The organism is Micromonospora sp. NPDC003197 (genome assembly GCF_053590565.1).
This window is the reverse complement of record NZ_JBSFTE010000006.1, coordinates 160762-185289: the sequence shown is the minus strand read 5'-3', so window position 1 is coordinate 185289 and position 24528 is coordinate 160762. Positions and strand designations below refer to the sequence as shown.

The 24528-nt window shown below is 70.6% G+C and carries 17 protein-coding genes; 7 read left to right on the top strand and 10 right to left on the bottom strand.

Features of this window, described 5'->3' with window-relative positions:
• Positions 1-235: 235 nt before the first annotated feature.
• A complete protein-coding gene (locus tag ACWDV4_RS09170) occupies positions 236-772 on the top strand; it encodes a hypothetical protein (RefSeq protein ID WP_449976106.1) in 537 nt (178 codons plus the stop codon).
• Here ACWDV4_RS09170 and ACWDV4_RS09165 read toward each other — a convergent pair.
• Positions 769-1875, bottom strand: a complete 1107-nt coding sequence (locus tag ACWDV4_RS09165) for a helix-turn-helix transcriptional regulator (protein ID WP_449976105.1) — start codon at positions 1873-1875, stop codon at positions 769-771. The genes ACWDV4_RS09170 and ACWDV4_RS09165 overlap by 4 nt on opposite strands.
• Positions 1876-1986: 111 nt before the next feature.
• Between ACWDV4_RS09165 and ACWDV4_RS09160 the strand changes: the two genes are divergently transcribed.
• Together ACWDV4_RS09160 and ACWDV4_RS09155 are read left to right on the top strand one after the other, a co-directional pair.
• Complete coding sequence (locus tag ACWDV4_RS09160; RefSeq protein WP_449976104.1) at positions 1987-2493, top strand: hypothetical protein; 507 nt, start codon at positions 1987-1989, stop codon at positions 2491-2493.
• A complete protein-coding gene (locus tag ACWDV4_RS09155; protein WP_449976102.1) occupies positions 2490-3269 on the top strand; it encodes an NIPSNAP family protein in 780 nt (259 codons plus the stop codon). The genes ACWDV4_RS09160 and ACWDV4_RS09155 overlap by 4 nt, the downstream gene beginning before the upstream one ends.
• Before the next feature lie 157 nt (positions 3270-3426).
• Here the strand turns inward: ACWDV4_RS09155 and ACWDV4_RS09150 are convergent, their stop codons facing one another.
• The 4 genes from ACWDV4_RS09150 to ACWDV4_RS09135 form a co-directional block, all read right to left on the bottom strand.
• A complete protein-coding gene (locus ACWDV4_RS09150; protein WP_449976101.1) occupies positions 3427-3891 on the bottom strand; it encodes a GNAT family N-acetyltransferase in 465 nt (154 codons plus the stop codon).
• 100 nt (positions 3892-3991) lie between these two features.
• Positions 3992-4972 (bottom strand): hypothetical protein, encoded by a 981-nt coding sequence (locus tag ACWDV4_RS09145; RefSeq protein WP_449976100.1) that lies wholly within the window; start codon positions 4970-4972, stop codon positions 3992-3994.
• A gap of 1 nt (position 4973) precedes the next feature.
• A complete protein-coding gene (locus ACWDV4_RS09140; protein ID WP_449976099.1) occupies positions 4974-7583 on the bottom strand; it encodes an FtsK/SpoIIIE domain-containing protein in 2610 nt (869 codons plus the stop codon).
• A 408-nt stretch (positions 7584-7991) separates the two neighbouring features.
• Entirely contained in the window at positions 7992-8519 is a 528-nt protein-coding gene (locus ACWDV4_RS09135; protein ID WP_449976097.1) for a GNAT family N-acetyltransferase, read from the bottom strand.
• A gap of 91 nt (positions 8520-8610) precedes the next feature.
• Here ACWDV4_RS09135 and ACWDV4_RS09130 point away from each other — a divergent pair, with 91 nt between their 5' ends.
• Positions 8611-10116, top strand: coding sequence for a M1 family metallopeptidase (locus ACWDV4_RS09130; RefSeq protein ID WP_449976095.1), 1506 nt, complete (start codon positions 8611-8613; stop codon positions 10114-10116).
• Positions 10117-10202: 86 nt separating this feature from the next.
• On the opposite strand, the gene ACWDV4_RS09125 is transcribed toward ACWDV4_RS09130, so the two are convergent.
• Positions 10203-11657: an FAD-dependent monooxygenase gene (locus ACWDV4_RS09125; RefSeq protein ID WP_449976093.1), complete on the bottom strand. Its 1455-nt coding sequence runs from the start codon at positions 11655-11657 to the stop codon at positions 10203-10205.
• Between the two features lie 112 nt (positions 11658-11769).
• Here ACWDV4_RS09125 and ACWDV4_RS09120 point away from each other — a divergent pair, with 112 nt between their 5' ends.
• From ACWDV4_RS09120 to ACWDV4_RS09110, 3 genes are all read left to right on the top strand, one after another.
• Entirely contained in the window at positions 11770-12333 is a 564-nt protein-coding gene (locus ACWDV4_RS09120) for a TetR/AcrR family transcriptional regulator (RefSeq protein WP_449976092.1), read from the top strand.
• A 124-nt stretch (positions 12334-12457) separates the two neighbouring features.
• Complete coding sequence (locus tag ACWDV4_RS09115) at positions 12458-13462, top strand: ATP-binding cassette domain-containing protein (protein ID WP_449976091.1); 1005 nt, start codon at positions 12458-12460, stop codon at positions 13460-13462.
• Positions 13459-14250, top strand: a complete 792-nt coding sequence (locus tag ACWDV4_RS09110; RefSeq protein ID WP_449976089.1) for an ABC transporter permease — start codon at positions 13459-13461, stop codon at positions 14248-14250. Before ACWDV4_RS09115 ends, ACWDV4_RS09110 begins: the two co-directional genes overlap by 4 nt.
• On the opposite strand, the gene ACWDV4_RS09105 is transcribed toward ACWDV4_RS09110, so the two are convergent.
• Genes ACWDV4_RS09105 through ACWDV4_RS09090 form a run of 4 tightly spaced genes read right to left on the bottom strand, consistent with a single transcriptional unit; the run spans position 14251 to position 24396 of the window.
• On the bottom strand, positions 14251-17487 hold the full coding sequence (locus ACWDV4_RS09105; RefSeq protein WP_449976087.1) for an ATP-binding protein: 3237 nt from the start codon (positions 17485-17487) through the stop codon (positions 14251-14253).
• 26 nt (positions 17488-17513) lie between these two features.
• Positions 17514-19523 carry a hypothetical protein gene (locus ACWDV4_RS09100; RefSeq protein WP_449976085.1) on the bottom strand — a complete coding sequence of 670 codons (2010 nt, stop codon included), beginning with the start codon at positions 19521-19523 and terminating at the stop codon, positions 17514-17516.
• On the bottom strand, positions 19520-23200 hold the full coding sequence (locus ACWDV4_RS09095) for a vWA domain-containing protein (protein WP_449976083.1): 3681 nt from the start codon (positions 23198-23200) through the stop codon (positions 19520-19522). Before ACWDV4_RS09095 ends, ACWDV4_RS09100 begins: the two co-directional genes overlap by 4 nt.
• Before the next feature lie 11 nt (positions 23201-23211).
• Positions 23212-24396 carry an ATP-binding protein gene (locus tag ACWDV4_RS09090; RefSeq protein WP_449976081.1) on the bottom strand — a complete coding sequence of 395 codons (1185 nt, stop codon included), beginning with the start codon at positions 24394-24396 and terminating at the stop codon, positions 23212-23214.
• Positions 24397-24528 lie beyond the last annotated feature (132 nt).

Sequence of the window (24528 nt, the reverse complement as noted above, 5' to 3'; positions counted from 1 at the left end):
GATCCTACTCGCGCGCCGTCGGGCCCCCTCATCCGCCATCGGCGGCCGCCAGCCCGATGGCTTGCCGTCGGCGGCCCACGCCGCAAGCCTGCGGCACACCCACCGACCAAACTGACGGCAATGTGACTACACCTGCTGATCGCCAGATAAGCATGGTTAGGGTGACGTTCAGGGCAAACCGCCCCAACCACCCCCAGCTCCAAGCCCGAATGTCGTCCGCAAGGAGGAGGGGAAGATGGATTTCCGATCCGTCACGACCGCACTCGCCACGCTCTCCGGCGTGCTCGCTGCCGCCGTACTCACCGGGTCGCCGGCCGCAGCCGCCGAGGTCACCGTGTCACCCGCAGCCGCCGAGGTCACCACGTCACCCGCATCTGCATCTGCACAGCACTGCGTAGTCAACCTCGACAGCCGCCAGGTCACCTGCGCGCACGACCAACAGTCGGCCCGGCAGCTCAGTGACATCGCGCCCACTGCGTTGACCATCGCGATCTTCTACAACGGCACCGGCTACACCGGCGCCACCCACACCTGGGTCCAGTCCCGCCAGTGCACCGCCGGGTACGACGCCGAGTGGCAGTGGGACAACCTCGGTGACATCGGCTGGAACAACCGGGTCAGCTCGGTCCGCACCTACAACCGGTGCGACGTCAAGTTCTACGACGGCGTCGACTTCAAGGGCGCATCCTCGGTGTGGATCGACGGCTCGTCGAACCTCGGCACCATCGGCTCGGGCTGGAACAACCGAGCCAGCTCCGTAAAGTTCTCCTAACCTCCCGTCGGATAGGCACCTTTCGTCGGGTGCGCGGGCTCGGCCGGACTGTCGGGCTCGGGCGGTTCTTCAGACTCGGCCGGACTGTCGGGCTCCGCCGGTTCTTCAGACTCGGCCGGATCCTCGGGCGGGCCCGCGTACACCGTTGCCAGCTCGGTGACGGTCCGCGCGATCCGATCCCGCAACTCGATGGGAGCCAGCACCTCGGCGGCGGCACCAAGGCGCAGCAGCATGCCGGTAGCGTGCTCGACCGACTCGATCGGAATCACGACTCGGACCCGACCGACAGGGTCAGGTGGCCCGGCGCTCTCCCGAGCGGCCAGCGCCACCGCAGGCTCGACCAGATCGGGCAGATGCGGAAGCAGGTCCACCGACAACCGTACGACCGCTTCGTCCCGATGCCGTCGGGCGTTGAAGTCGTCCAGGTAGGAACGCCAGTGGGCGGTCAGGTCGAACCCGTCCGGCCGCTCGAACCCGATGTCCAGTGGCCAGACCCGGCGAATCTGAGACACCCGATAGGTACGGATGGCTCCCGTGGCCCCCGCCACCAGATACCACCGGCCAGCCTTGAACACCACGCCGTACGGCTCCAGGGTGCGGGTCACGTCCTGCGGCGCCGTCCAACGGTGGTAACGCACCCGGATGCACCGCTGGTTCCACACCGCGTCCACCACTGCAGCCAGATGCGGGGTCACGTCAGCCGCCGAATACCAGCCGGCGGTGTCGAGATGGAAGCGCTGCTGTAGCGCGCCCGCCCGATCCCGCAACTCGTCCGGAAGTGCCGCCATCAGCTTGAGCTGGGCGGTGGCCAGTACGGTGCCCAGCCCCAGGTCGGCGGCCGGGCCGGGCAGCCCGGCCAGGAACAGCGCCTCGGCCTCGTCGGTGGTCAGGCCGGTCAGTCGGGTCCGGTAGCCGTCAACCAGCCGGTAACCACCGTCGTGACCCGCCTCGCCGTAGATCGGGACACCAGCGGCGGCGAGCGACTCGACATCGCGATAGACGGTACGGACCGAGATCTCCAACTCGTCGGCCAACTGCTGGGCGGTCAACCGGCCCCGGGCCTGGAGCAGCAACAGGATGGACAGCAGTCTGCTCGCGCGCATGCCGGCAAGTGTGCCGCGATCTACTGACACACCCTGTCAGGGGAGCCCGGCTAGCTTTCCGGCACCGGCCTGCTCGGGCCGGCACCAGACCCATGTGTGAGGACGACCCAAATGACCAGCCCACCCATTCGTCAGCCCGGTGTCGGCGACTTCGACTTTCTGGTCGGTAGTTGGGAGGTGGCCAATCGTCGCCTCGTGCGTCCGCTGACCGGAAGCACCGAATGGGACGAGTTCCCGGCCACCGCCGTGTGCCATGCCCCGCTGTTCGGTGGCGCCGCCAACCTGGACGAGATCACGTTCCACACCAAGGGCTTCACCGGCCTGACCCTGCGGCTGTTCGATCCGGAACTGCGGGAATGGTCACTGAACTGGGTGAACAGCCGTACCGGCCGGCTGACCCCACCCGTGGTCGGCAGCTTCGACGCGGACGGCACCGGCGAGTTCCACGGCGACGACACCCACGAGGGGGTACCGATCCGCTGCCGCTTCATCTGGTCGGGAATCACCCCGACGGCAGCCCACTGGGAGCAGGCATTTTCGACCGACGGCGGCCACAGCTGGGAAACCAACTGGACCATGGCCCTGACCCGCACCGGAGAGACTGAGGTGGCCGCATGATCGCGTCACGGCTCGCCGCAGTCGATCCCGACGCAGGCAATCCCGACGCGGCCACGCGACTGAACGTGGTCGAACTCCGGCAGTACACGTTGCATCCGGGTCGACGGGACGAACTCATCGAACTGTTCGACCGGGCCTTCGTGGAGTCGCAGGAAGACGTCGGCATGGCCGTACTCGGGCAGTTCCGGGACCTCGACGACCCGGACCGGTTCGTCTGGCTGCGGGGCTTTCCGGACATGACAACGCGGCAGCAGGGGCTCACCGCCTTCTACGGCGGCCCGGTCTGGGCGGCGCACCGGGAGCAGGCCAACGCGACCATGGTCGACTCCTCGGACGTCCTGCTGTTACGTCCCGAACCGGTGGATGGCGGAGACCTCACGGTCTCGCCAGCGGACCGGCAGCCGGTCGGCACGCCTGATCCGGAGCGGCTGGTGGTGGTGACGACGTGGTTCCTCCCGGCGGCACCGGAGGAGGGCATCGCCCTGATCCGGGACGAGCTGGTTCCCACCCTGGCCGAGGTCGGACCGGCACCGCTCGCCGTGCTCGTCACCGAGCCGGCCGTCAACACGTTCCCTCGGCTGCCGGTCCGTACGGGTGAGAACGTCGCGGTGATCGTGACGTCCTACCCCGATGACGCCGCCTACCGCCGGCACCTTGCCGCCGTACACGATCAACCTGCCGTACGGGATGGCATCTTGCCCAAGCTCGCAGCCGCACAGGCCCGTCCCCCGCAGATCCTCCGGCTACGGCCAACCGCCCGCTCGCTGATCTGCTGACCCACCCACCCGCGCTCCGTACGCCGCGCCGAGTTGATCAAGAGATTGACGTCACGCCACACCAGGATTGGTGACGCCAATCTCTTGATCAACAGGAGGGGGCAGTTCGGGAAGGTCAGGTCGGCAGGCGGACAGGCCGGGACAGCTGGGGGTCGGGTCAGCGGGCGGGGGTCCAGCGGGCTACCAGTTCGGCACCGTCGTCCTCGGTCTCGCCGGTCTCCACGAAGCCGAGCGACGCATAGAGCGCACGGGCGGCAGTGTTCTCCGGCGAATAGCTGAGCGCCACGTTGGGGCAGTCCGGCTCGGCGGCAAAGCGATCGAGCAGTTGCCGCACAGCCGCCCGACCGACACCACCCCGCTGGGCGTCGGCGTCGACGACGAACCCGCCGATCCACCGGCTCCCATCGTCGTCGATGCCCCACATGACGAAGCCAACCACCTTGTCGTCTCGGGTGATGGCGAGTGGTTTCCACGTCGTCCCGTACGCGCACAGGCAGAGGTAGTAGGTCACCGACATGACGAAGTCGCTCTGCTCGGGGCGTACGCGGAGCGCCGCGCACTGCCGCCAGTTGTCGGCGGTCACCGGTTCGAGACGGATCACGGAGCTGGGGTCTTCTGGCATCCGGGCATCATGATCGGCCGGTGGCTGCCTGGCCAGTGATTTTCAGTCGGTACCGACGGCTGTCAGCTGCCGGATCCTTTGGCAGCGACCAGCCAGAGGGTCAGCCACCGGGTCCCTCGGCGAGCACCGGGAACGCGCCGAGAATGCAGGCGGCGAGCGGTACGGCGACGAAGCAGATCAGGAAGCCGATCCGCAGATGAGCGGAGGGCTGCTTGCCCACCACCATGCGCGGCTTGCCCCAGACGTTGAGCACCAGGTAGCCGGCGAAGAACGCCAGCGCGGGCAGCCCGCCGCCGGCCCAGGCGATGGCCGTGAACCAGCGCCCGAAGTCCCGCTTCTCCACCTCCGTGTCGAGCTGGTAGAAGAGCAGCACACCCATCGCCACGGCGAGCAGCGCGAAGCCACCGTAGATCGCGAGCGCACGGGCGATCGGCGACCAGCCGGGCAGCAGCGGCGGCTGCTGGGCCATCGTCTCGGCCCGCAAGGCGGACTGGTCGGCGACGTCCGCCGCCTGTCGGGCCAGGTCGAGGGCCTGGGCCGGGTCGACTGGCGCGGGCCGGGGGGCGGGCACCGGTCCGGCCGATGGGGCCGCACCGGGTGGCGCGGAGGCGGGCGGGGATGGCCGCTGTGTGGGGTGCTGGGCCGGGTCGGCGGACAACGCCAGTCGGGTCGGGGCGACCGGCAGTGCCGGGTGCGGTCCTGACCCGGGCCGGTGTGACTGCGGCCCGCCAGGTGGCGACAGCTGTCCCGGTGGCAGCACCTGTCCCGGTGGCGGTGGCGGCTGTCCCGGTGGCAGCACCTGTCCCGGGGGCATGGCCTGCCCCGGGGGCCCCGGCCAGCCAGCGGGTACGGGTCCCGCCACCGGCCACACGTCGACCTCCAGGGCGGGCGGTGGCTCACCGATCTCCTGGGCGACCTGATGCAGCCGTTGGCGCTGCGCCGCGAGCCGCCGACCGAGCTGATCCGCGCCGGCCATCAGCGCATCGTGTCGCTGGCTGGTTGCCGCCGCCGTCTGCTCCTCGGCGCGCCGCAGCTCGTGCAGTTGCCGCGCCAGCGCCGCGTACTCGTCGAAACTCGCCACCTCAGAATCCTTCGTCCAGCTCGTGGCCGGGTCGCACGTACGGCACGATCAGCCGGGTCCGCTGGTCGTGCCGGTCGACCAGCAGGGCGCGGTTGCTGCGGGGCGTGTAGGCCAGGTCGGGCACGCCGAGGTACATGCCCAGCTCGGAGCCGGGCACGTTGAGCGCCACCAGGCAGGCGACATCGTCGCGATTGTGCGCCCCGCCGATGTCGTCGGCGAGTCGGCGCAGACCACGCCACCAGCCCAACAGGTGTACGCCGTACCCCGGTCCCTGGCGCAGCATCACCCGCAGGTCGTCCAGCCCGGACTTGAACGTCACCGGGTCGCTGAGCCCGAGTGCGGCGCCGGCAGCATCCATGCCGAAGACCACCAGGTAGGTCCGGCCGGTCGAGGGCTCGGCGGGCGGTTTCATGTACTCCCCCACCTGCTGGCGCAGGGCCGCCGCGTCGAGCTGGGTCACCTGGTGACCGATCGCCGACAGCGCCGCCGCGGTCTCGTCGGCGACCGCGTCGGCGGTGGCCACCAGCGGGGCGAGCAGGAACCGTACGCTGCCCGGCTCGTGCTGTCGGGCCACGCTGAGGGTGGCGGCGTGCAGCACGTCGGCACCGGTCGGTGCGGTACCGACGATGGCCAGGTGCCGGCCCGGGGTCGCGTCGAGCGGGAAGTACGCACTGGACAGATCCACATCGACGACCCGGCCCACCAGGGCCAGCGGACGCCGTCCACCGGGCACCAGCCCCCGGTACGTCGGGTCGTCCTCGACGTGCGTCGACTCGTACCCCTTGAAGACGGCCGGCGGAGGCGCGCCCGGCACCCGCCGCTGCCACAGTTCGTGCCGCAGCGCCGCGACCCGCCCGGTGTCGGCGTGTGCGTCGGGGAAGCGGACCACGGTGTTGGCACCGGGGATCCCAGCCGACGGGTTGATCACGGCCGAGCCGAGCGGTAGGCCACCGGCGGCGTCGTTGAGTGGATCGAGGATGCCGGAGCCACCCGGCAGCGCCACCCGCAGCGGGAACTGCCCGAAGATGGAGTCCTTCTTGCCGTAGAGCGCCTCGATGCCGGAGGTGCTCTGGCTGGCCAGCACCAGGTGGATACCGTACGAGCGGCCCTTGCGGGCCAGCTCCTCCAGCAGCGTCACCGCCTCGCGGGCGACCGCATCGTTGCCGGCGAGCAGGACGTGGAACTCGTCGATGACGGCGACCACCCGGGGCAGCGCGGTGTCGCTGTCCCGGCGCAGGTCGGCCAGCTTCGTCACACCGTGCCGTTTGAGCGCGGCGGCCCGACGGTTCAGCTCCCGGCGCAGCTCGCGCAGCACCGCGACGCCGTACTCCCGGTCGGACTCGATGCCGACCGAGCGCGCGTGCGGAATCCACGACAGATCCCGGCCGGTCGGCACGAACTCGGTGAAGCTGACACCTTCCTTGAAGTCGAGCAGGTAGAGGGCCAGTTCGTCCGGCGAGTAGCGGGCCGCCAGGGCGTAGAGGACGTCGAGCAGGAAGACCGTCTTGCCGGAGCCGGTCCGGCCGCCGACCAGCCAGTGCGGCGTCACGTCGTCAAAGGCCAGCTCGAACGGGGTACGACCGGCGCGGCCGATCATCGTGCGGAGGCCATCCACCGAGGACTCGGCCCAGGGCTGTTCCGGCAGCAGGTCGGCGAAGGTCAGCGCGCTGGCCCGTCGGGCGTTGGCACCCAGCTCGGCGGCGAGCCGGGCGATCAGGGTGGGCGGTGGGTCACCGTCGAGGCGGACCAGGGCAGCCAGCCCACTGCCGTCGGCGCTGTACGACTCCCCCGGCGGGTCACCGAGCTGCGCGTACTCGCCGATCATGCGTACCTGGCTGGTGTTGCCGAGCAGCGGTGGCGCAATGTTGGTCGCCGACGGTGGCGGATAGCCGGCGACGATGACGCAGACGCCGGCCGGGGCACCCGCGTGGGTGAGTGCGGCCAGTCGGGTCAGGTCGCGGCCCTGCGGTGCCGACGCCAGCACCAGCAGAAGCAGCTCGTCCACGTCGCGGGCGTCGTGCTGCTCCACCCGTGCGTGTTCTTCCACGATGTCCAGCAGGCCGCTGACGCCCTCTTCGGAGGTGACCGGCTCGGCCAGCACCCCCGCCTCGATCAGCGGCCGGAGCGACACGAAGGTCCCGCCGAGCGCGGCCGTGTCGGCGGCCAGCACCCGGAGTCGACCGGGACGGGCAGCGGCCAGCAGCCGGACGATCAGGTTGCGCAGCAGCGCCGCGACCCGGGCATCCCGGGCGTCGGCGTCCAGCGCCAGGTGCGCCCCACCGGCCAGCGGCACCAGCGCCGGGAACATTCCGTGGACCGTGCCCGCCACGCCGAGGCGTACGGCCAACCGGCCGCGTAGGTCCTCGGTGCCGAACAGGGGTGCTGCTGTCGGGTCGGAGCCGGACCTGCCATCGCCACCGAGCCAACCGGTGGCCAGCGCCTCGCCGAGGGCACGTAACCGGTGCACCGTGTCAGCGGTGAACCGGGCCGAATCCTGCCCCGGCTGCTGCCCGGCGGCTTCGTCCAGGGCAGATCGGGCGGCGGCCACGTGTGCCTGGGCATCCCGATGGGCCGTGACCGCACGATTGAAGGTGGCCTTCAGCCCGCTCACCGCACCCCCACCGTGCCGGCATCCTGTGTAGTCAGAGGAACACTAACCGAGTCCTGGTACGACACGACAGTCCCGGCTGGTCACCCGTAGTCCTCAGAGCTGGGCGGGCCGGCGAGATCAAGGTCAACCCCGGACAGCAAGCCGCCACCCCTGCCTCAAGACCCGGAATCCTGCCGCCGAATCTGACTTTGACGGCGTGGACTGCATCCACGGCATCGATAGGCCGCTCAAACCGCCACAACCCCACGATGGTCATGACGCCCACCCCCGAGGGCATCTCACCGTTGCGACCGGGAGCGTGAACAGTGTCCCCAACCCTTAGAACTCCACTCAGACATCGCACAATTCAAACCGCTTCGGCACCTGACAAGTAATCGACTCGTTCGACTTGCAGAACACCGCCACTTGTCACGACGGGGTTGGGGACAGATCTGCCCGGAGCAGGCTGTAGAGCACTCCGTCGTGCCAGGCACCAGCACGGAAGCCGACGCCCCGCAGCACGCCTTCGCGGGTGAAGCCGGCCTTCTCCAGCGCCCGCTGTTCCGCGACGTTGCCAATCTCCGTACTGGCCTCGACCCGGTTGACCCAGGTGTGGGCGAACAGATACTCGGCGAGCAGCCGCTGCGCGCGGGTGCCGTAGCCTCTGCCCCTCATCTCGGGCGCGAGCAGCGCACCGATGTTCCAGCAGTAGCTGTTGCCCGGGGTCAGTATCTTGCGCCAGGAAACCAGGCCGCCCCGGTCCGCGCCGGCGCTGACGATCAGCAGACCCCGATCGTCGGCCAGCAGACCGTTCTCAGCCCAACGCCTGCGGTACACATGCGGATCGTGCCAGCCGGACCACTGATAGGTGCCGGTCGCGGCGGGATCGTTGCTGAGGTGGTGGAGAAACGCCAGGTCGTCCTCGCCGGCTGGGCGCAGCGACACTTCGACATCCATGGTCGCCACATTACTGTCGACACGCCCGGATGTTCACAATCGTCGATTAGGTTGGTCGGGGTTGCGCGTACCCGACGGAGGGAGCTCTCCCGTGCGACGAAGGATCGTGGCGGCTGTCGCCACCCTGGCCATGACCATTACCGGCACCGCCCTGGCCGGCACCCCGGCCCAGGCCGCCCCCACTCCGGGCAGCCCCGGCATCGGCGACAGCTATTACCCCGACTACGGCAACGGCGGCTACGACGTCGCGCACTACGACATCCGACTTCGCTACCAGCCGACCACCGACCGGCTCACCGGCACCACCACCATTTTGGCCCGGGCCACCCAGGATCTGTCCCGGTTCAACCTGGACTTCGTACTGGATGTGTCGTCGGTACGGGTCAACGGCTGGAGTGCCACGCACAGCCGCGAGGGCTCACACGAACTGGTGGTCACCCCGGCCCGGACGATCCGCGCCGGCCAACTGTTGACGGTGGTGGTGCAGTACGCCGGCGTACCGTCCCAGGTGCTGGTCGACGGTTACACCGGTTGGCGGCGTACGGCCGACGGCGCGATGGCCGTCAACGAACCGGAGTCGGCCTGGTGGTGGTATCCGAGCAACGACCACCCATTGGACAAGGCGACCTTCGACGTCTCGGTATCGGTGCCGGACGGCGTCGAGGTGATCAGCAACGGGGTGCAGCCCCGGCCGCCGATCGGTGAGCTGCTGGGCTGGACCCGGTGGATCTGGCGGACCACCAAGCCGACCGCCACCTATCTGGCGTTCCTGACGATCGGGCAGTACGACATCGTCACCGACACCGCACCCAACGGGCAGCCGGTGGTCAACGCGTACCACGTGGGGTTGGGTGACCTGGCCGGGGCGGCGCGGGCCAGCATCGAACGGACCGCCGAGGTGGTCGACTGGGCCAGCGGCTTGTTCGGGCCGTACCCGTTCGAGGCGCAGGGTGGGGTGGCCGGCCCGCTGGACGGGATCGGCTTCGCGCTGGAAACCCAAACCCGCCCGGTGTACGGACCCAGTTTCTGGCGCCGCGGCTCGAACACCTATGTGGTCACCCACGAGATCGCCCACCAGTGGTTCGGTGACTCGGTGTCGGTGGCCGACTGGCGCAACATCTGGCTGAACGAGGGCTTCGCCTCGTACGCGGAGTGGTTGTGGTCGGAGGCGCAGGGCGAGGGCACCGCACAGGAGCTGTTCGACTTCACCTACGCGTACTACCCGGCGGACGATCCGTTCTGGCAGGTCCTGCCCGGTGACCCCGGTCCGAACCGGATCTTCCACAGCGCGGTCTACGACCGGGGCGCGCTCGCCGTACACCAGATCCGCCTGGCGGTCGGGGACGACGCGTTCTTCCGGATCCTGCGCGCCTGGACGGCGCAGCGGCAGTACGGCAACGGCACGAATGAGCAATTCCAGGCGCTGGCCGAGCAGATCTCCGGCCGGGATCTCTCGGAGGTCTTCACGACCTGGCTGTTCACCGCCGGCCGGCCGGAGCTGACCGGCGACGCCACTGCCCAGGCTCGGATGGCCGCGCCGCAGCAGCCGAAGTCGTGGGTGAAGCTCCAGGAGGTACGCCAACTCCTGCCCCACTGAGCCGGCTCCTGCCCGGCGTCCTGTCCGCAGGTTAGGAAGGGCCCCTTCCTATACAGAAAACGATAGGAAGGGGCCCTTCCTAACACCTAAGCGCCGAGGTGCTGGGGCAGGACGTCGGGCAGCTCGGACTCGGGGCCGTGCCAGGCGACGTAGCCGTCGGGGCGTACCAGGGTGAGGGTTGTGGTCGGGGCCAGCGGGGTGGCCAGCCGCAACCGGCCGGTCCCACCACCGATCCGGCCGGTCCCGCTATCGATCCGAGCGGCCACGCTGGGCAAGACTGCCACACTGGGCGGGGCGAGTAGGACGTACCGGCCCTCGCGCAGCACCGTGTAGAGCCGCTGCCCGTCGCGCAGCTCGACGTCCCCGGCCCGGGGCACCCCTGGATAGTCGATCCCGATGCCGGAGATGGTGCCGGCCATGGCCCGGACGACCGGGGGCAGCCGCAGCAGCAGCGCACCGAGCACGTTGCGGAGCATTCGCCCGGCCCGGGGTCGGACCAGCGCAGCCCGGATGAGCGCCCCGCTGCTGCGCAGTACGGTCTTGCCGACCGGGTGTCGCTCGGTCTGGTACGTGTCGAGCAGACCATCGGATGCCCAGCCCTGGATCACGGCGGCGAGTTTCCAGCTCAGGTTGGCGGCGTCCTGGAGACCGGTGTTCATGCCCTGCCCACCGGCGGGTGAGTGCACGTGTGCGGCGTCGCCGGCCAGGAAAACCCGATCCACCCGGTAGCGCGGCACCTGTCGCTCGTCGCTGTGGAACCGGGACAGCCAGCGGGCCTCCTGAAGGCCGAAGTCGGTGCCGAACGCCCGGCGGGCGACTTCGCGCACCTCTTCGATGTCGACGGGGGCACTGTCGGGCAGTTGGCGGTGTCGGTTCCAGGCAAAGATGCGGTGCCAACCGTCTCCGAAGGGGGCGATGAAGGCGAAGTAGTCGCCGACACCGTTGGCCATCACTACGTCCCGTGGGGAATCGACCAGCCGGACGTCGGCGAGCATGATCGACCGGAGTACCGACGTACCGGGGAAGGGCAGGCCGACCGCGTCGCGGACCGTGCTGTGTACGCCGTCGGTGCCCACGACGTAGCTCGCCTGCATGGCCCTGGTTCCGTCGGCGGTGTGCACGTCGAGCTCGACTCGTTCGGTGTCCTGCCGGAGGGCCCGCAGCTCGGCTCCCTTGATGATTCGTGCTCCGGCCGCCACCGCCCGGGTTTCCAGCACTCGCTCCACGTTGTACTGCGGGGTGATCAGCACGAACGGGAAGCGGCTCGGCAGTCGGGACATGTCGACCTGAAGGCCACCGAAGAGGCGGAGTCCGGCGAGTGTGGTGCCGGTGGCGATGAGTTCCTCGGCCAGCCCTCGGGCGTCGAGCAGTTCCAGGGTGCGGGCGTGTACGGCGAAGGCCCGGCTCAGGTTGGACTCGTGGCTACGGCGTTCGAGGACGGTGACGTCGATGCCGGCGGCGGCGAGGTCACCGGCGAGCAGGAGGCCGGTCGGGCCGGCTCCGACGATCACGACGGTCGGGTGGTCAGGGGCGGCAGCCATGTCGACCTCCATTGGGGAGCAGCGTTTGCCAACACCTGTTGGCAACGATAGAACTCACCACATTGAAGGGTCAACAGTTGTTGGCAAACGGTTGTTGACCTAGAGTCGGGGCATGTCCGCTACCCCCCGCCGCTCCGACAGCACCCGGGCGGCGATCCTCGCCGCCGCCCGGGAACGCTTCGCCACCGATGGCTACGAACGCGCCACCATCCGGGCCATCGCCGCGGACGCGGGCATCGACCCGTCGATGGTGATGCGCTACTACGGCAGCAAGGACAAGCTCTTCGCCACCGCCGCCGACTTCGATCTGCACCTGCCCGACCCCAGCCAGGTGCCCCGCGAGCAGATCGCGACCATGCTCGTCACCCACTTCCTCAAGGTCTGGGAGGGCGACGAGACCTTTCAGGCCCTGCTGCGGGCGGCCGCCACCAACGAGAGCGCCGCGCAACGGATACGGGAGATCTTCGGTACGCAGCTCGGCCCGGCCGTGGCCAGCATCGTCACCGACCCGGGCGAGGCCAGCACCCGCGCCGGCCTCCTGGCCACCCAGATGCTCGGCTTCGCCCTCTGCCGCTACGTGCTGCGGCTGCCACCGGTCGTATCACTCAGTCAGGAGGCGGCGGTCGCCTGGCTCGCCCCGACCGTCCAGCGTTACCTCACCTCGGACGCCGCCTGAGCCGGGTTCAGACCGGCCCAGGCCAGTTCAGGTTCCCAGGCCAGTCCAGGCCGGTTCAGGCCCGTCCGGCCGCTGAAACTACGGTGAAACCGCCGTAATCCGGCCCGGCGGCACTGTCGTCCACATGACGAACATTCCAACCGGTCCAGCAATCGCGGCGACCGGCCTGCGCAGGTCATACGGCAGGCACGTGGTGCTCGACGGCATCGACCTGCAGGTGCCCGAGGGCACCGTCTTCTCGTTGCTCGGCCCCAACGGGGCCGGCAAGACCACCATCGTCCAAATCCTGTCGACCCTCATCGGCGCCGACGCGGGTGAGGCCCGCATCTGCGGTCACGACGTGGTCCGTGATCCCGATCGGGTACGGGCGGCGATCGGTGTCACCGGCCAGTTCTCCGCAGTGGACAACTTTCTCACCGGTGAGGAAAACCTGCTGCTCATGGCCGACCTGCACCATCTGGACCGGGCCGAGGGGCGGCGGCGTACGGCGGACCTGCTCGAGCGGTTCGACCTCGGACCGGCGGCCAAAAAGCCTGCTGTGGCGTACTCGGGCGGTATGCGACGCCGGCTCGACCTCGCCATGGGTCTCGTCGGCAACCCTCGGGTGATCTTCCTCGACGAACCGACCACCGGGCTGGATCCGCGCAGCCGGCGCGACATGTGGCAGATCGTCCGGGACCTGGTCACCCAGGGCGTGACGATCTTCCTCACTACGCAGTACCTGGAGGAGGCGGACCACCTCGCCGACCGAATCGCCCTGCTCGACCAGGGCCGGCTCGTCGCCCAGGGAACCCCGGCCGCGCTCAAGCAGCGGGTGCCGGGCGGGCACGTCGAGCTGCGGTTCGCCAATGACCTCGCTCTGAACGCGGCTGCCGCGATCCTGAACGTCGGGCCGGACCTGGCCGACGAGTCGCTGGTCCTGCGGGTGCCCAGCGACGGCAGCGTCCGCTCCCTCAAGGCCCTGCTCGACCGCCTCGACGCCGGCGCGATCGAGGTGGACGGGCTGACCGTACACACCCCCGACCTCGATGACGTGTTCTTCGCCGTGACCGGTCAGCCCACCACGACGGCCGCTGCCGCTCCGGCAACCGTTTCCGCTTCTGCCGCCGAGAAGGTGACTGCACGATGACCACGATCACGCTGGCCGTACGCGATTCGACCACAATGCTGCGCCGCCAACTGCGGCACATGTCACGCAACCTGTCCACGTTGCTGATGCTGCTCGCCGTACCGATCATCTTCTTGCTGCTGTTCGTCTACGTGCTCGGCGGCACCCTCGGCGACGGCCTCGGCGGCGGGTCGGGAGGTCGCGGCGTCTACGTCAACTACGTCACCCCCGGCATCCTGCTGATCACTATCTCCGGCGCCGTCCAGGCCACCGCGATCTCGGTGGCGCTGGACATGACGGAGGGCATCATCGCGCGATTCCGGACCATGGCGATCGCGCGGGTGTCGGTTCTCACCGGGCACGTGCTGGGCAGCGTGCTGCAAACCCTGCTCCAGCTCGCCGTCGTTGTCGGGGTGGCCGTGCTCGTCGGTTTCCGGCCCAATGCGACCGCGATCGAGTGGCTGGCCGCTGCCGGGGTCCTCACCGCGACGACGTTCGCTCTGGTGTGGCTGGCCGTCGCGATGGGTCTGGTGACCAAGAACGTGGCGACCGCGAGCAATCTGCCCACGCTCCTGCTGCTGCTGCCCTTCTTCGGCAGCGGGTTCGTGCCCACCGACTCGTTGCCGGCAGGGCTACGGTGGTTCGCCGAGTACCAGCCGTTCACTCCGATCATGGAGACGCTGCGCGGCCTGCTTCTCGGCACACCGATCGGCAACAGCGCCCTGATCGCGCTCGGCTGGTGCACCGGGATCACGCTGGTCGGGTACGGGTGGGCGAAGTGGCTCTACAACCGGGACCGGACTCGCTGATCAGTCCGCACAGCCCCGACCCGGCGGGTCTGTCGGGCCGGGGCGCAACCGCCGTTCGCGCAACAGGTCCAGCGCTGCCGCGCGGATCCCGGCCCGATCCAGGACGGCGTACGACGACACCGCCTCGTCGTACGCCGTCCGGTCGGCCTGTTCGGCGTCCGCGCGGGCCGACGCCGCCGACATCGTCGGCTGGAAGTTACGGAGGAACCGGAACCGCTCAGCCAGCGCGATCATCCGGGCCGCCGACCTCGCGCGGGCCGGGTCACCAGTTCGCTGGGCGCGCGCGAGGTCCGCCATGGCTACGGCCAGCAGCAGGGTGCCGCAGATCGCCGGCTCGATCAGGTGCGGCGGCGGATTGACCAGCGGATGAGTCAGCAGGTGCGTCAGGCGTCCGGGCAGTGCGTCGGCCACGTCGGCGACAAGATCGAGCCGACCGTGCCGGGCGTGCGCGACGACGGCCACCGACCGCGCCTGCACCACCCAGGCATCCAGGTCGACGAGCACGCCGGAGGAGTCGATGGCGTCGACGTTGCGGACCTGGTCGACGACCCGACGCCACAGCCGTAGGCCGGCCTCCACCTCACCTCGAGCGAACCGCACCTCGGCCCGGATACCCAGGTCATAGCCGACCGCCTTGGTCTGCTCCTCGTCGAGCGTGGTCTCCGCAAGTCCGTCCAGCCACCGCTCGGCCTCGACGGTGTCGCCCATCTGCAGGTTGGCCAACACGAGCCATGCCCGGACACCGACAGCGTCGGCCCGGGCACCGAGTCGCTGGAGCAGCGACAACGCCGCGACCAGGTGGTCGCGGGCGGCGTTGCCCTGCTCCAGATGCAGGCAGAACTCGGCGACCCGGCAATGGCCGAGCGAACGTAGCCACGGCAAGTCCCGGTCGGCAAAAAGGTCGAGCGCCTGTCGGGCCGCCTTCAGCGCCGTATCGGCGTCACCAGCGGCCTCCCAGTGGTAGCTGGCGAGCATGTTCGCGGCGGCGGCCAGCAGTGGCTCGGTGCTCTCGCACAGCCGATGCAACTCCACCGGGTCGCCCAGCGCGGCGAGCGCCCAGCCGAATGCCCGAATTACCGTGTCCGGCTGCGCCGGGCCGAGCCGGCGCAGCGCGACGAGGGCCCGCATCGGCTGTGGCCCCACTGAACCGAATGTGGACGCCACGGCCACGGTCAGGGCGGTCCGGGTCACCTCGACGAAGGCCGGCTCCGGTCGATAGTGCGACAGCGGCCAGGAGGTCTTTCGGATCAACGTCGCGAGCCGCGAGTGATTGGACTCGAGGCTCCACAGTCCGCCAAGGAGCGCGGTGATCGCCGCAATGCCTGCCCGGTCGTCGCGGCCGAGGGCCAACCGAAGCGCCTGGAGCAGGTTCTCCTGCTCCGCCCGGACTGCGGCGGCAGTATCGTACGGGTCGTTGCCAAGCAGGTACGCATGGTGGGCCTTACCAAACTCCCGCACCCACCCCAGGAACGCGGTCGTCACCTCGTCGGTTTCGCCGGCTGCCGCCAGACGCGCGGCGCTGAATTCCCGGACCGTCTCAAGCATCCGCAGCCTGCTGCCTGACGGGGTGTCGAATACCTTGATCAGTGAGTGGTCGACCAGGTGCTCAAGCACCATAATCAGGTCGAGCTGGCGCGCGGTCGCGGGCAGCGCCTCCAGCAGCAGGCACGCGGCGTCGATGGTGAACCCGTCGGTGAACACCGACAGCGCCCGCATCGCCGCCTGGCCTACCGAATCCAACAGGTTCCAGCTCCAGTCGACTACCGCATGTAGCGTGTGGTGCCGCTTCGGCGCGTCCCGGGCACCGCCACGCAACAGGCCGAACCGGTCGTCGAGCCGCCGGGCGAGCTCCGTCACCGACATGATCCGCACCCGTGCGGCGGCCAACTCCACCGCGAGGGGCAGCCCGTCGAGGTGGCGGCACAACTCCGCCACGACCCCCGTGGGCAGGTCAACGCCCGGCCGAGCCGCCCGCGCCCGCTGCTCGAACAGCTCGACGCTCGTCGACAGGCTCAACTCCGGCAACTGATAGACCGACTCCGACGACAGTCCCAGCGGCATCCGGCTGGTGGTGAGGATCCGCAGCTCGGCGGTCCTCGCCACCAGGGCGCGGACCAGGTCCGCAACACCTGCCACGACATGCTCACAGTTATCCAGGACCAGCAGGGCAGGACCGGTGGCGAGCGCGGCCGCGATGGCGACGGGGAGGTCCCTGGTGCCCGCCAGGTGCCCGACCGTATCCGGCACCCGGTGCTCGCCCACACCGACGGCCATCGCCACCTCACGGGCCACGTCGTCGGCGGCGACGATGCCGGCGAGCGGCACGACGGTGACCGCCGGCACCTCGGCACGGCGGGCCACGACGTTGGCGAGCCGGGTCTTACCGAGGCCACCTGGTCCGACGATCGAGGTCACCCGGGAGGTACGCAGCATCGCCTCCACCGCGGCGACATCATCGTCCCGGCCGAGCAGCACGTTGGGCTCGTGCACGACGCCGTGCCGGACCGTGGGCACCACGCCCTGGAGCAGCCGCCGATGCTCGGCCTGCAGCGTCGCGCCGGGATCGGTGCCGAACTCGTCGCGAAGCGCCCGCCGGTAGGCGTCGTAGCGGGCCAGCGCCGTGGCCGGACCCACCGTCGCCGCCTCACACCGCAGCAGCTCGACCAGCACCTCCTCGTCGCGCGGCCGCTCGGCGGCCAGCTCGGTCAGCCCGTCCACCGCCTCCGCTGGCCGGTCAAGACGGGCGAGGGCGAGCGTGCGGACCCGTACCAGCGTGCGGTAGGTGACTCCCCGCTCCGCCCGCAGCACGGTGACCGGGCCGTCGGCGTCGTCGACCGGGCCGGGCCGGGTGTCACCCCACAGGGCCAGGCCAGTGTCGGCGTGCGAGAGCGCGGCGGCATGGTCGCCGGCACGCGAGCAACGAACGCTCGCCGCTGCCCGGATCAGCACCGCCGAGCTGTCAACCTGGTCGTCGGTCAGCGTCAGCCGATAGCCGGTCGGGGTCCGAACGATGACGTCGGCGCCGAACTGAGACCGTGCCCGGGAGACGAGAATCTGTAGGGCCTTGGGCGGATTCTCCGGCTGCTCGTCCGGCCAGAGCCCGTCGACCAGTCGCCCGATGCCGCAGCCGGAGCGCAGGTCACCGGCGAGCAGCGCGATGAGCCCCTGCAACCGTGGACCCGCGATCTCCCGGCCACGGAAGGACACCCGTGACAGCAGGACGAGATCGGGGGCCACGGTCCCAGGGTATCGATTCGCCGTTCCTACCTGTCGCCTGGAGACGAGATTGGCGAGTCGTTCCAGGAGGCCCTGACCAGCTCCCGCTCGGTGGCCGCGAGATGGGTGGCGGAGGCGACCCACGCCCACGCGTACCGGTCGGGATCGGGGTCGACGAGCCGGCCGAACGTGTCGCGCTCCTGCCGATCAGACTCGGCGCCAAGCGCGGCGGCCAACTCAGCGGCGCCGTGGAAACCAGCGCGCCGCAGTGGCCCACCCAGGCCCGAGTCCGCAGTACGGACCGTCTCGCCAACGGCCCGACGGCCGCCCGCCACCGCCAACTCCACCAGTCGACGTACGCGCCACAGCGGAGAGTCCAGGAGCGGGTCAGGGCCCGGTTCGGTAATCCGCGTCATCATCAGCTTCTGATCACGTGGCGGCAGGTGTGCCCCCTGCAACTCGTCATACCCGAGATCCATCCGGCCGTGCCAATTCTCCGGCAGCTGCAGCGTCGGCCCGGCCCCGGGGACGGGACCCACCGCGAGCGGGCGCAGCGTGGCGGCCCGGCCCGGGTCGAGCTGACCGACCACCCTGATCCGCAGCCCCGGCCACGACGCGAGCCGCCGAAGGTTGGGCACATGTGACAGCGCTGAGTGAGAATTGGCTGGCACGAGCCGGATCAATGGTCCGTCCAGCACCGCAGACCGAGCCGACTCGGCGTCGAACGGGCCGGGCGACAGTTCACGGGCGAGTACGTGGTCACCGGCCGCGCCAATCACCACCAGATCGCAGCCGATCAGCGGGGCTCCCGTGCGGGACGAGTCTTCCGGCACCTCACCGTCGTTCGCGGCGAGCTGGGCGGACACCACCTCTGCCAGGGGTCGCGCGAAGAGGCTGGCCAGCGGTTCGGCCGACCAGGCGAGACCGCTCTCCACGTTGACGCGTACGCCCCGACCCGCACCGAGCCGGCCGTCCGGCGAGATGGTCGCCCCGCTGATCCGCAGGCCGCCGCGCGCCAACTGGCCGAGGTTGACCGCAATCGGCCCGATCTCCATCAGACCGGTCGCGGAGTCGCGGGCCCGCTCCGGTCCGCCCGGTTTGACATCGGCCAGCGAGAACCAGTGGCCGTCCTCGGACAGGAGATGGGTGACGACTCCGGCGTAGCCGGTCGCACTGATCACCGGTTCCCGGCAGACCCCGTACACCCGCAGGCTGCCCCCCGGCTTGTAGCTGCGGCGCAGCACCCCGATCAAAGCCGGATCGGGGTCGCCGGCCGCGAGCCGGCCAGTGGTGAGAAGCAGATCTTGCAGGACCTCGACCAGGTCGGCCAGCCGATGGCTGTTGTGCCGGCCCCGGGCGGCCCGCAGGCTGCGGACCACCCGCAGCGCGGCACTCTCCGCCCTGGGCAGACCGGCCAGCCGCGCACCGTGCGCGGCCCGGAGGAGTTCGGCCTGGGGTACCGCACCGGCACCGGGCACACCCGCCGCGAGGACGGCGCCCGCCGCCTGCCACAGCGCGCTGGCCGCAGCACGCTGCGCCTTCGTCGGCGCGGTGCCCCGCCGGGTACGACCGCCGTCGCCGCTGTCCGGCCCGGATCCCCGCCCCTCGGCCGAGGCACCCGCCCTCCGCCTGCCTTTGCCAGCAGCCCCGCCGGCAGCGACCTGGTCGGCGGCGGTAGCCGCCTCCTCTGCGGCACCGGCGCTCTCCCGCTCGCTTGCCGCGTCGGGGACCGCTGCCGGATCGGCAACCGGACACCCGGTCAGCACGGCCGCCCGGTGCAGACAGCGGGGGGCCAGCAGGCAGGTACACCGGGCCTGGTCAGCATCGGTGATCACACCGGACGGCCCGACCGCCAGGGTGACCATCGCTTCCGCCCCGCACTCAAGGTGGATGCCGTCGTCCGACACGGTGATCGGTAGCGCGGCGAGCGATTCGACCGTCGCGTCCAGCTTCTTGCGCAGGCGGGGCGTAAGGTCGGCCACCGCCGCTGCGGTGACCTGCGGTGCCACCGGCGGCAGCTGGCTGAGCGTGCTGCTGGTGGAATCAGTGTGCGTCAACGAGATCCTCCGCGTACGCGTTCGCCCACCCAGCGGGCGAGTTCGAGCGGGCTGAGAGCGGCGACCGGCATTCCGGCCGCGACGAGTTGCTGGGCAACGGGTATCGAGTAGCACGGCTTGCCGCCGTCATCGAGCGCGGCACAGCCGAGCAGGTGGACACCGGAACTGGCCAACGAACGGACCTCGCCAAGCAACCCGGAGAGCGGGTAGCCCTCCTCGAAGTCGCTGACCACCGCGACGATCGTGCGGCTGGGCACGGTCACCAGCGACCGGGCATGGGCGAGACCGGCGGCGATGTGGGTCCCGCCGCCGACCCGTACCTCCAGCAGCAACGACAGCGGGTCGGTGACCCGGTCGGTCAGGTCGATGACCTGGGTGGAGAAGGCGAGGAAGTGGGTGGAGAGCGCGGGCACCCCGCCCAGCACGGCGGCGGTCAGCGCCGACCACACCACGGACGCCTCCATCGAGCCGGACACGTCGACCACGAGGATCAAACGCCAGTCGGCCTCACGCCGGGCGAGGGTGTGGAACACCGGTTTCTCGGGCACCACGACAGTACGGCCGTCGTCGAGTTGGCGGGTGTGCGCCAGGTTCGCCTGCAGGGTACGGGCGAGATTGAGCCGGCCACCGGGACGGCGGGTCGGGCGCGGGGTGCTCAGCCCGGTCACCGCCGGCCGCAACCGGGTGGCGAGCTGCTGGGTGAGTTCCTCAACGAGCCGCTTCACCAGCGGCCGCAACCGCGCGAGCTGCTGCTCGGGCATCCCACCGGCCAGGGAGAGCACCGAGGTCAACAGCTCCACCGACGGGCGCACCTGGTCCGGGTTGAGCTCGGCGATGACGTCGGTACGTCCGGCCTCGACGGCCCGGGCGATGACCTCCTCCCGGACGTCCTGGCCGAACAGGGCGTCGAGTTCGTCCGCCCACTCCCGGGCAGTCGGGAAGGAGGCTCCCTGGCCGCCACCGCTACCACCACCGGCACCTGGGCCGAAGCCGGTACCCCGGCGAAAGTCCGTCGTGCCCTCACCCCGGCCCGCACCGTAAAGCTCGTCCAGGGCGTACGCGTACCGGCGGGTGTCGTCCGACAGCTGTTCGGTTTCCCGTCCCAACAACAGCCGCCAGCGGTCCGCCGGCCCGAACCGTCGTACCGCTTGCGGTTGGGACGGCACGGCGGACTCCTCCGCCGCAGACTCCTCCCCGCCTGGCCGTTCGGCACTGTCCGCTGGCGCCAGAAGCGGGATGCCCAATGCGGACAACGCCGCCATCGCGGCCGTGTCCGCGGCTGCCCAGCGGGCCAGCAGCTCGGGCGGGGCGGAGAGGGCCAGGTCGATCCGATCCCCGAGACGTTCGGTGACGGTCCGCAGCAGCCGGTCCCGGGCGGCCGGGGTGAGGATGTCGAACCCCCCGCGCATCGCCGGCAACCGGTCCAGGAACTCCTGGTCGGTAAGCCGCTCGATCCGGTCCAGCAGTGGGTTGAGCGCGGCCGGAGCCGATTGCAGCAGCGGGCCGGCGGCGGTGAGCAGCCCGGCCAGCAGGCGGTGCAGCTGCCGCCGGCCGTCCGGGCCGGTGGCGGCGTCGACCCAACCCGCGACCCGGCCGCCGAGGGTGTGCGAATCGTCCAGGCCGAGCAGTACCCGGGCGGCGAGGGCCGCCCCCTGGATCAGGGGGGAACCGGCCCGGGTCAGGTAGCCCAGCGCATCGTCGAGGCGCAGGCCGAGCCGATGCTCGCCGGCCCGAACCCCGAGCGCGACCAGTGCCACCGCGTCGTCGGTCTGGTCGCTGCCGGCCATGCCGGGCAGTCCACGCACAGCCGCGTCCAGCAGGATGACCGCGAGATCGGCCGCCTGCGCGCGACACTCCGGTGTGGTGCCCGGAAGGTGCTGCCGACGGAGTGCCTCCAACAGGTCGAGCGCGGCCATCAACTCGGCGAGGGTGCCGGCGGCCGGCAGGACGGCGGCGGCCAGGCTGAGCCGGTCGGCCACCAGATCGGGCAGGTCGCAGTTGGCCGCCTCGCGCAGGCCGGCGAGGATCTGCGCGCAGGTCGATCCGCCCTCGGCTGACTCCCGCCGGAACCGCTCCCGCAACGTTCCGATGGCGGCAAGCGCAGCGGTCACCCCCCGTACGTTGACCAGGTCGAGCCGGGCCGGAACGGACGGTGTCCAGGACAACTGCCACCGGGTGGTAAGGGCGGTGCCGTCGCCGGTGCCGACGACCTCGATCTGCTGGCCGTAGCCGACCCCACAGACCAGCAGCCGCTGCAGCAGGATCTCCCGACGACCGTCCAGCTCCGAGCGGAGCGGGTCGAGCCGAATTTCCCGGGCACCCGGATCGTCCGGATTGGGCAGTCGCAGTGCGGCGAGTTCGGACTCCACCGACGGGCCGAGGCCGGAACGCGGCGTGCCCGGGGCGAGCCGGCCCCGCTCGGTGCCGACCAGCACGGTGTCGAGCGCCCGGGCCAGGGCCCGGCCGCGACCGAACGGCTCCCCCTGGCCGAGCACGGTCGTCACCGACTCGATCAGTTCGCCCCGCCCCGGCGACGGCAGGTCACGCAACCGGGCCAAGTCGTCAGCCAGCCGTACGGTCTCGACCGCTTCGCCGGTGCCTGCGGTGTGCCCGCCCGAGCGGAGTTCCCGGCACAGGTCGGTGACCGCCCGTGCGGTGGCGGCCCGAATCTGCTCCGGATCACCACCGGCGGTGAAGACCGCCTGTTGCCAGCGCGGGTCACGAATGCCCGCCGCGTAGCCGGAGCGGGAATCGAGCAGGTCGAACGCGTACGGAACCAGCGAGGTGACGACCTGTGCGGCGGTGACCTGCGAGGCGGTAACCGGTGCGTTGGCTGTCTTCGTCGCGGTACTGGACAGGCTGTCGGGTGTGACTACCTCGCCTACCCCCGAAGCGGCCGGGAGGTCACGGGTGGGGCTCGGCGACTTCGGCACCAGTGCTGCGGCGTGGAAGGCACCGACCACGGCCGCCACCCGGCGGCCTCCGGCACCCGCCTCGGCGATGACCCGACGCATGTGCTGCTCGCGGGCCAGATCTCGGGCCGGCACCCCGCCATCGGAACCGGAATCCTGGCGCATCGCCCAACCGACACCGAGCGCTGCCCGGCGTACCGCTTCGGCCGGGCAGCCGGGCGCACGCACCTCGACCACTCGGTCCCACATGTCGTCACCGGCGCGGCCGGTTCCGCTGGTGCCCAGCGCGTCCGCGAAGCCGGGCCGAACCGCATCCGGCGCGGACCGCAGGTCCGAGGTGCTGTCCTCGACCCCCGTCGGCTCGGTGCCGGTCTCCGACCAGCCCGGGTCAGCCAACGGAAGGTCGCAGCAGATCACCTCGACCCCGCGCTCCCGGGCCCAGCGGATCGCCGCCAGCTCCGGGGAGAAGTCCGCGAACGGATAGAAGCCCATCGGCCCGTCGTTGTGCGCCCCGACCAACGCCACCGGAGCCTTGGTCGCGGGGTTGGCCAGGTGGGCCAGCCACGGTTGGAACTCGGCTGGCAACTCGACACAGACCACCTCGGCGTCGGCTGCGTCCAGCAGCGCCGGGACGACCGCTGCCAATGCCGGGCTGTGGTGGCGGACCCCGATCAGGTACGGCCGCATCTCCCCGGCGAGGGTGTCAAGAACCGTCCTCGGGTCGTCGGCCGCACCGACCGTGCTCGTCCCGACAGGACTGGTCACCGTAGGACTTATCACCGCAGGCTCTCCCGCAGGTCCCAGAGCCGCCGCCACATCGGCGAACCGTCCTCGGCGCGGCGCCGTACCGGGCCGTCCCAGTAGCCGAGCAGCCGACCGTGGTCGTTCTGGTCGTCCTTGTGCACCACGCCGAGCAGGTGTCCGGGTACCAGGTCCAGGGCGTCCCCGCCCGGAAGGTAGGCGGCAGCCAGCCCGAGTGAGGCGGCGACCTGCACCGCCTCCGCGGTGGACATCACCGTGCCCGGCCGTTCCACGTCCCAGCCCTCGGCCGACCGGCCGACGCGCAGGTCCCGGAAGACGGTGACCAGGACCTCCAGGACGGCATCGTCCACGGCGAACGGCGCACCACTGCGTTGCACTGCGGCGGTGGCCTGCCGACGTACCAGGTCGGTCTCGGTGGCCGCGTCGGCGATCGGGTGGATCGTCTCGAAGTTGAATCGCCGTTTGAGCGCGGCTGACATCTCCGACACGCCCCGGTCACGCAGGTTGGCGGTGGCGATCACGGTGAACCCGGGTACGGCCCGGATCAGGCCCTCGTCGGTGCCGGAAAGTTCGGGCACGTTCATTCGCCGGTCGGACAGGATCGACACCAGCGCGTCCTGCACCTCCGGCAGGCAGCGGGTCACCTCCTCGATGCGGGCGACCCGGCCGGTACGCATCGCGGTGAGCACCGGGGAGTCGACCAGCGCCTGCTGGCTCGGCCCCTGGGCGAGCAGCAGCGCGTAGTTCCAGCCGTACCGGAAGGCGTCCTCGGTGGTGCCGGCGGTGCCCTGCACGGTCAGGGCGCTGGTGCCGCAGACCGCGGCGGCCAGCAGTTCGGAGAGCATCGACTTGGCGGTACCGGGCTCACCGACCAGCAGCAGGCCACGCTCGCCGGCCAGGGTGACCACACAGCGCTCCACCAGCCCGCGCTCACCGACGAACTTGGGCGGGATCACCATCGTGGCTGGCAGGTCGCCACCGTCAGCGGCACGCCGCTCGGCGGGCAGGGTGAGCTTCTCGCCGCCGCTGCCACAGATGAACGTGATCACGGCGCGCGGGGTGAGTCGCCAGCCCGGCGGCCGGGCGCCGTCGTCGTACGCGGCGAGAAAGGCCAGTTCGGCGGCGTACCGCTGCTCGGCCGACAGGACCTGCGCCTGGTCGGCAGCCTCGGTGGGTGTTACCTGTTCCGTCACGGTCACGGGATCTTCCTCGATCTCTCTACTCACTCGGGTTCGTGCAGACGTGCGGCGGCATGCCGCTCTGCTGGCTGTTCCGGCGGCACGCCGGAGCATGATGTCGCGGGGTGGGGCGGTCGGCGCCGCAGCGCGGCA

What these genes read in the sequence shown, in the direction of transcription:
- ACWDV4_RS09115 (WP_449976091.1), top strand. Translation starts at nt 12,458, where the DNA reads ATGACGAACATTCCAACCGGTCCAGCAATCGCGGCGACCGGCCTGCGC.
- ACWDV4_RS09170 (WP_449976106.1), top strand. Translation starts at nt 236, where the DNA reads ATGGATTTCCGATCCGTCACGACCGCACTCGCCACGCTCTCCGGCGTG.
- ACWDV4_RS09110 (WP_449976089.1), top strand. Translation starts at nt 13,459, where the DNA reads ATGACCACGATCACGCTGGCCGTACGCGATTCGACCACAATGCTGCGC.
- ACWDV4_RS09135 (WP_449976097.1), bottom strand. Translation starts at nt 8,519, where the DNA reads ATGGATGTCGAAGTGTCGCTGCGCCCAGCCGGCGAGGACGACCTGGCG.
- ACWDV4_RS09125 (WP_449976093.1), bottom strand. Translation starts at nt 11,657, where the DNA reads ATGGCTGCCGCCCCTGACCACCCGACCGTCGTGATCGTCGGAGCCGGC.
- ACWDV4_RS09150 (WP_449976101.1), bottom strand. Translation starts at nt 3,891, where the DNA reads ATGCCAGAAGACCCCAGCTCCGTGATCCGTCTCGAACCGGTGACCGCC.
- ACWDV4_RS09155 (WP_449976102.1), top strand. Translation starts at nt 2,490, where the DNA reads ATGATCGCGTCACGGCTCGCCGCAGTCGATCCCGACGCAGGCAATCCC.
- ACWDV4_RS09165 (WP_449976105.1), bottom strand. Translation starts at nt 1,875, where the DNA reads ATGCGCGCGAGCAGACTGCTGTCCATCCTGTTGCTGCTCCAGGCCCGG.
- ACWDV4_RS09120 (WP_449976092.1), top strand. Translation starts at nt 11,770, where the DNA reads ATGTCCGCTACCCCCCGCCGCTCCGACAGCACCCGGGCGGCGATCCTC.
- ACWDV4_RS09160 (WP_449976104.1), top strand. Translation starts at nt 1,987, where the DNA reads ATGACCAGCCCACCCATTCGTCAGCCCGGTGTCGGCGACTTCGACTTT.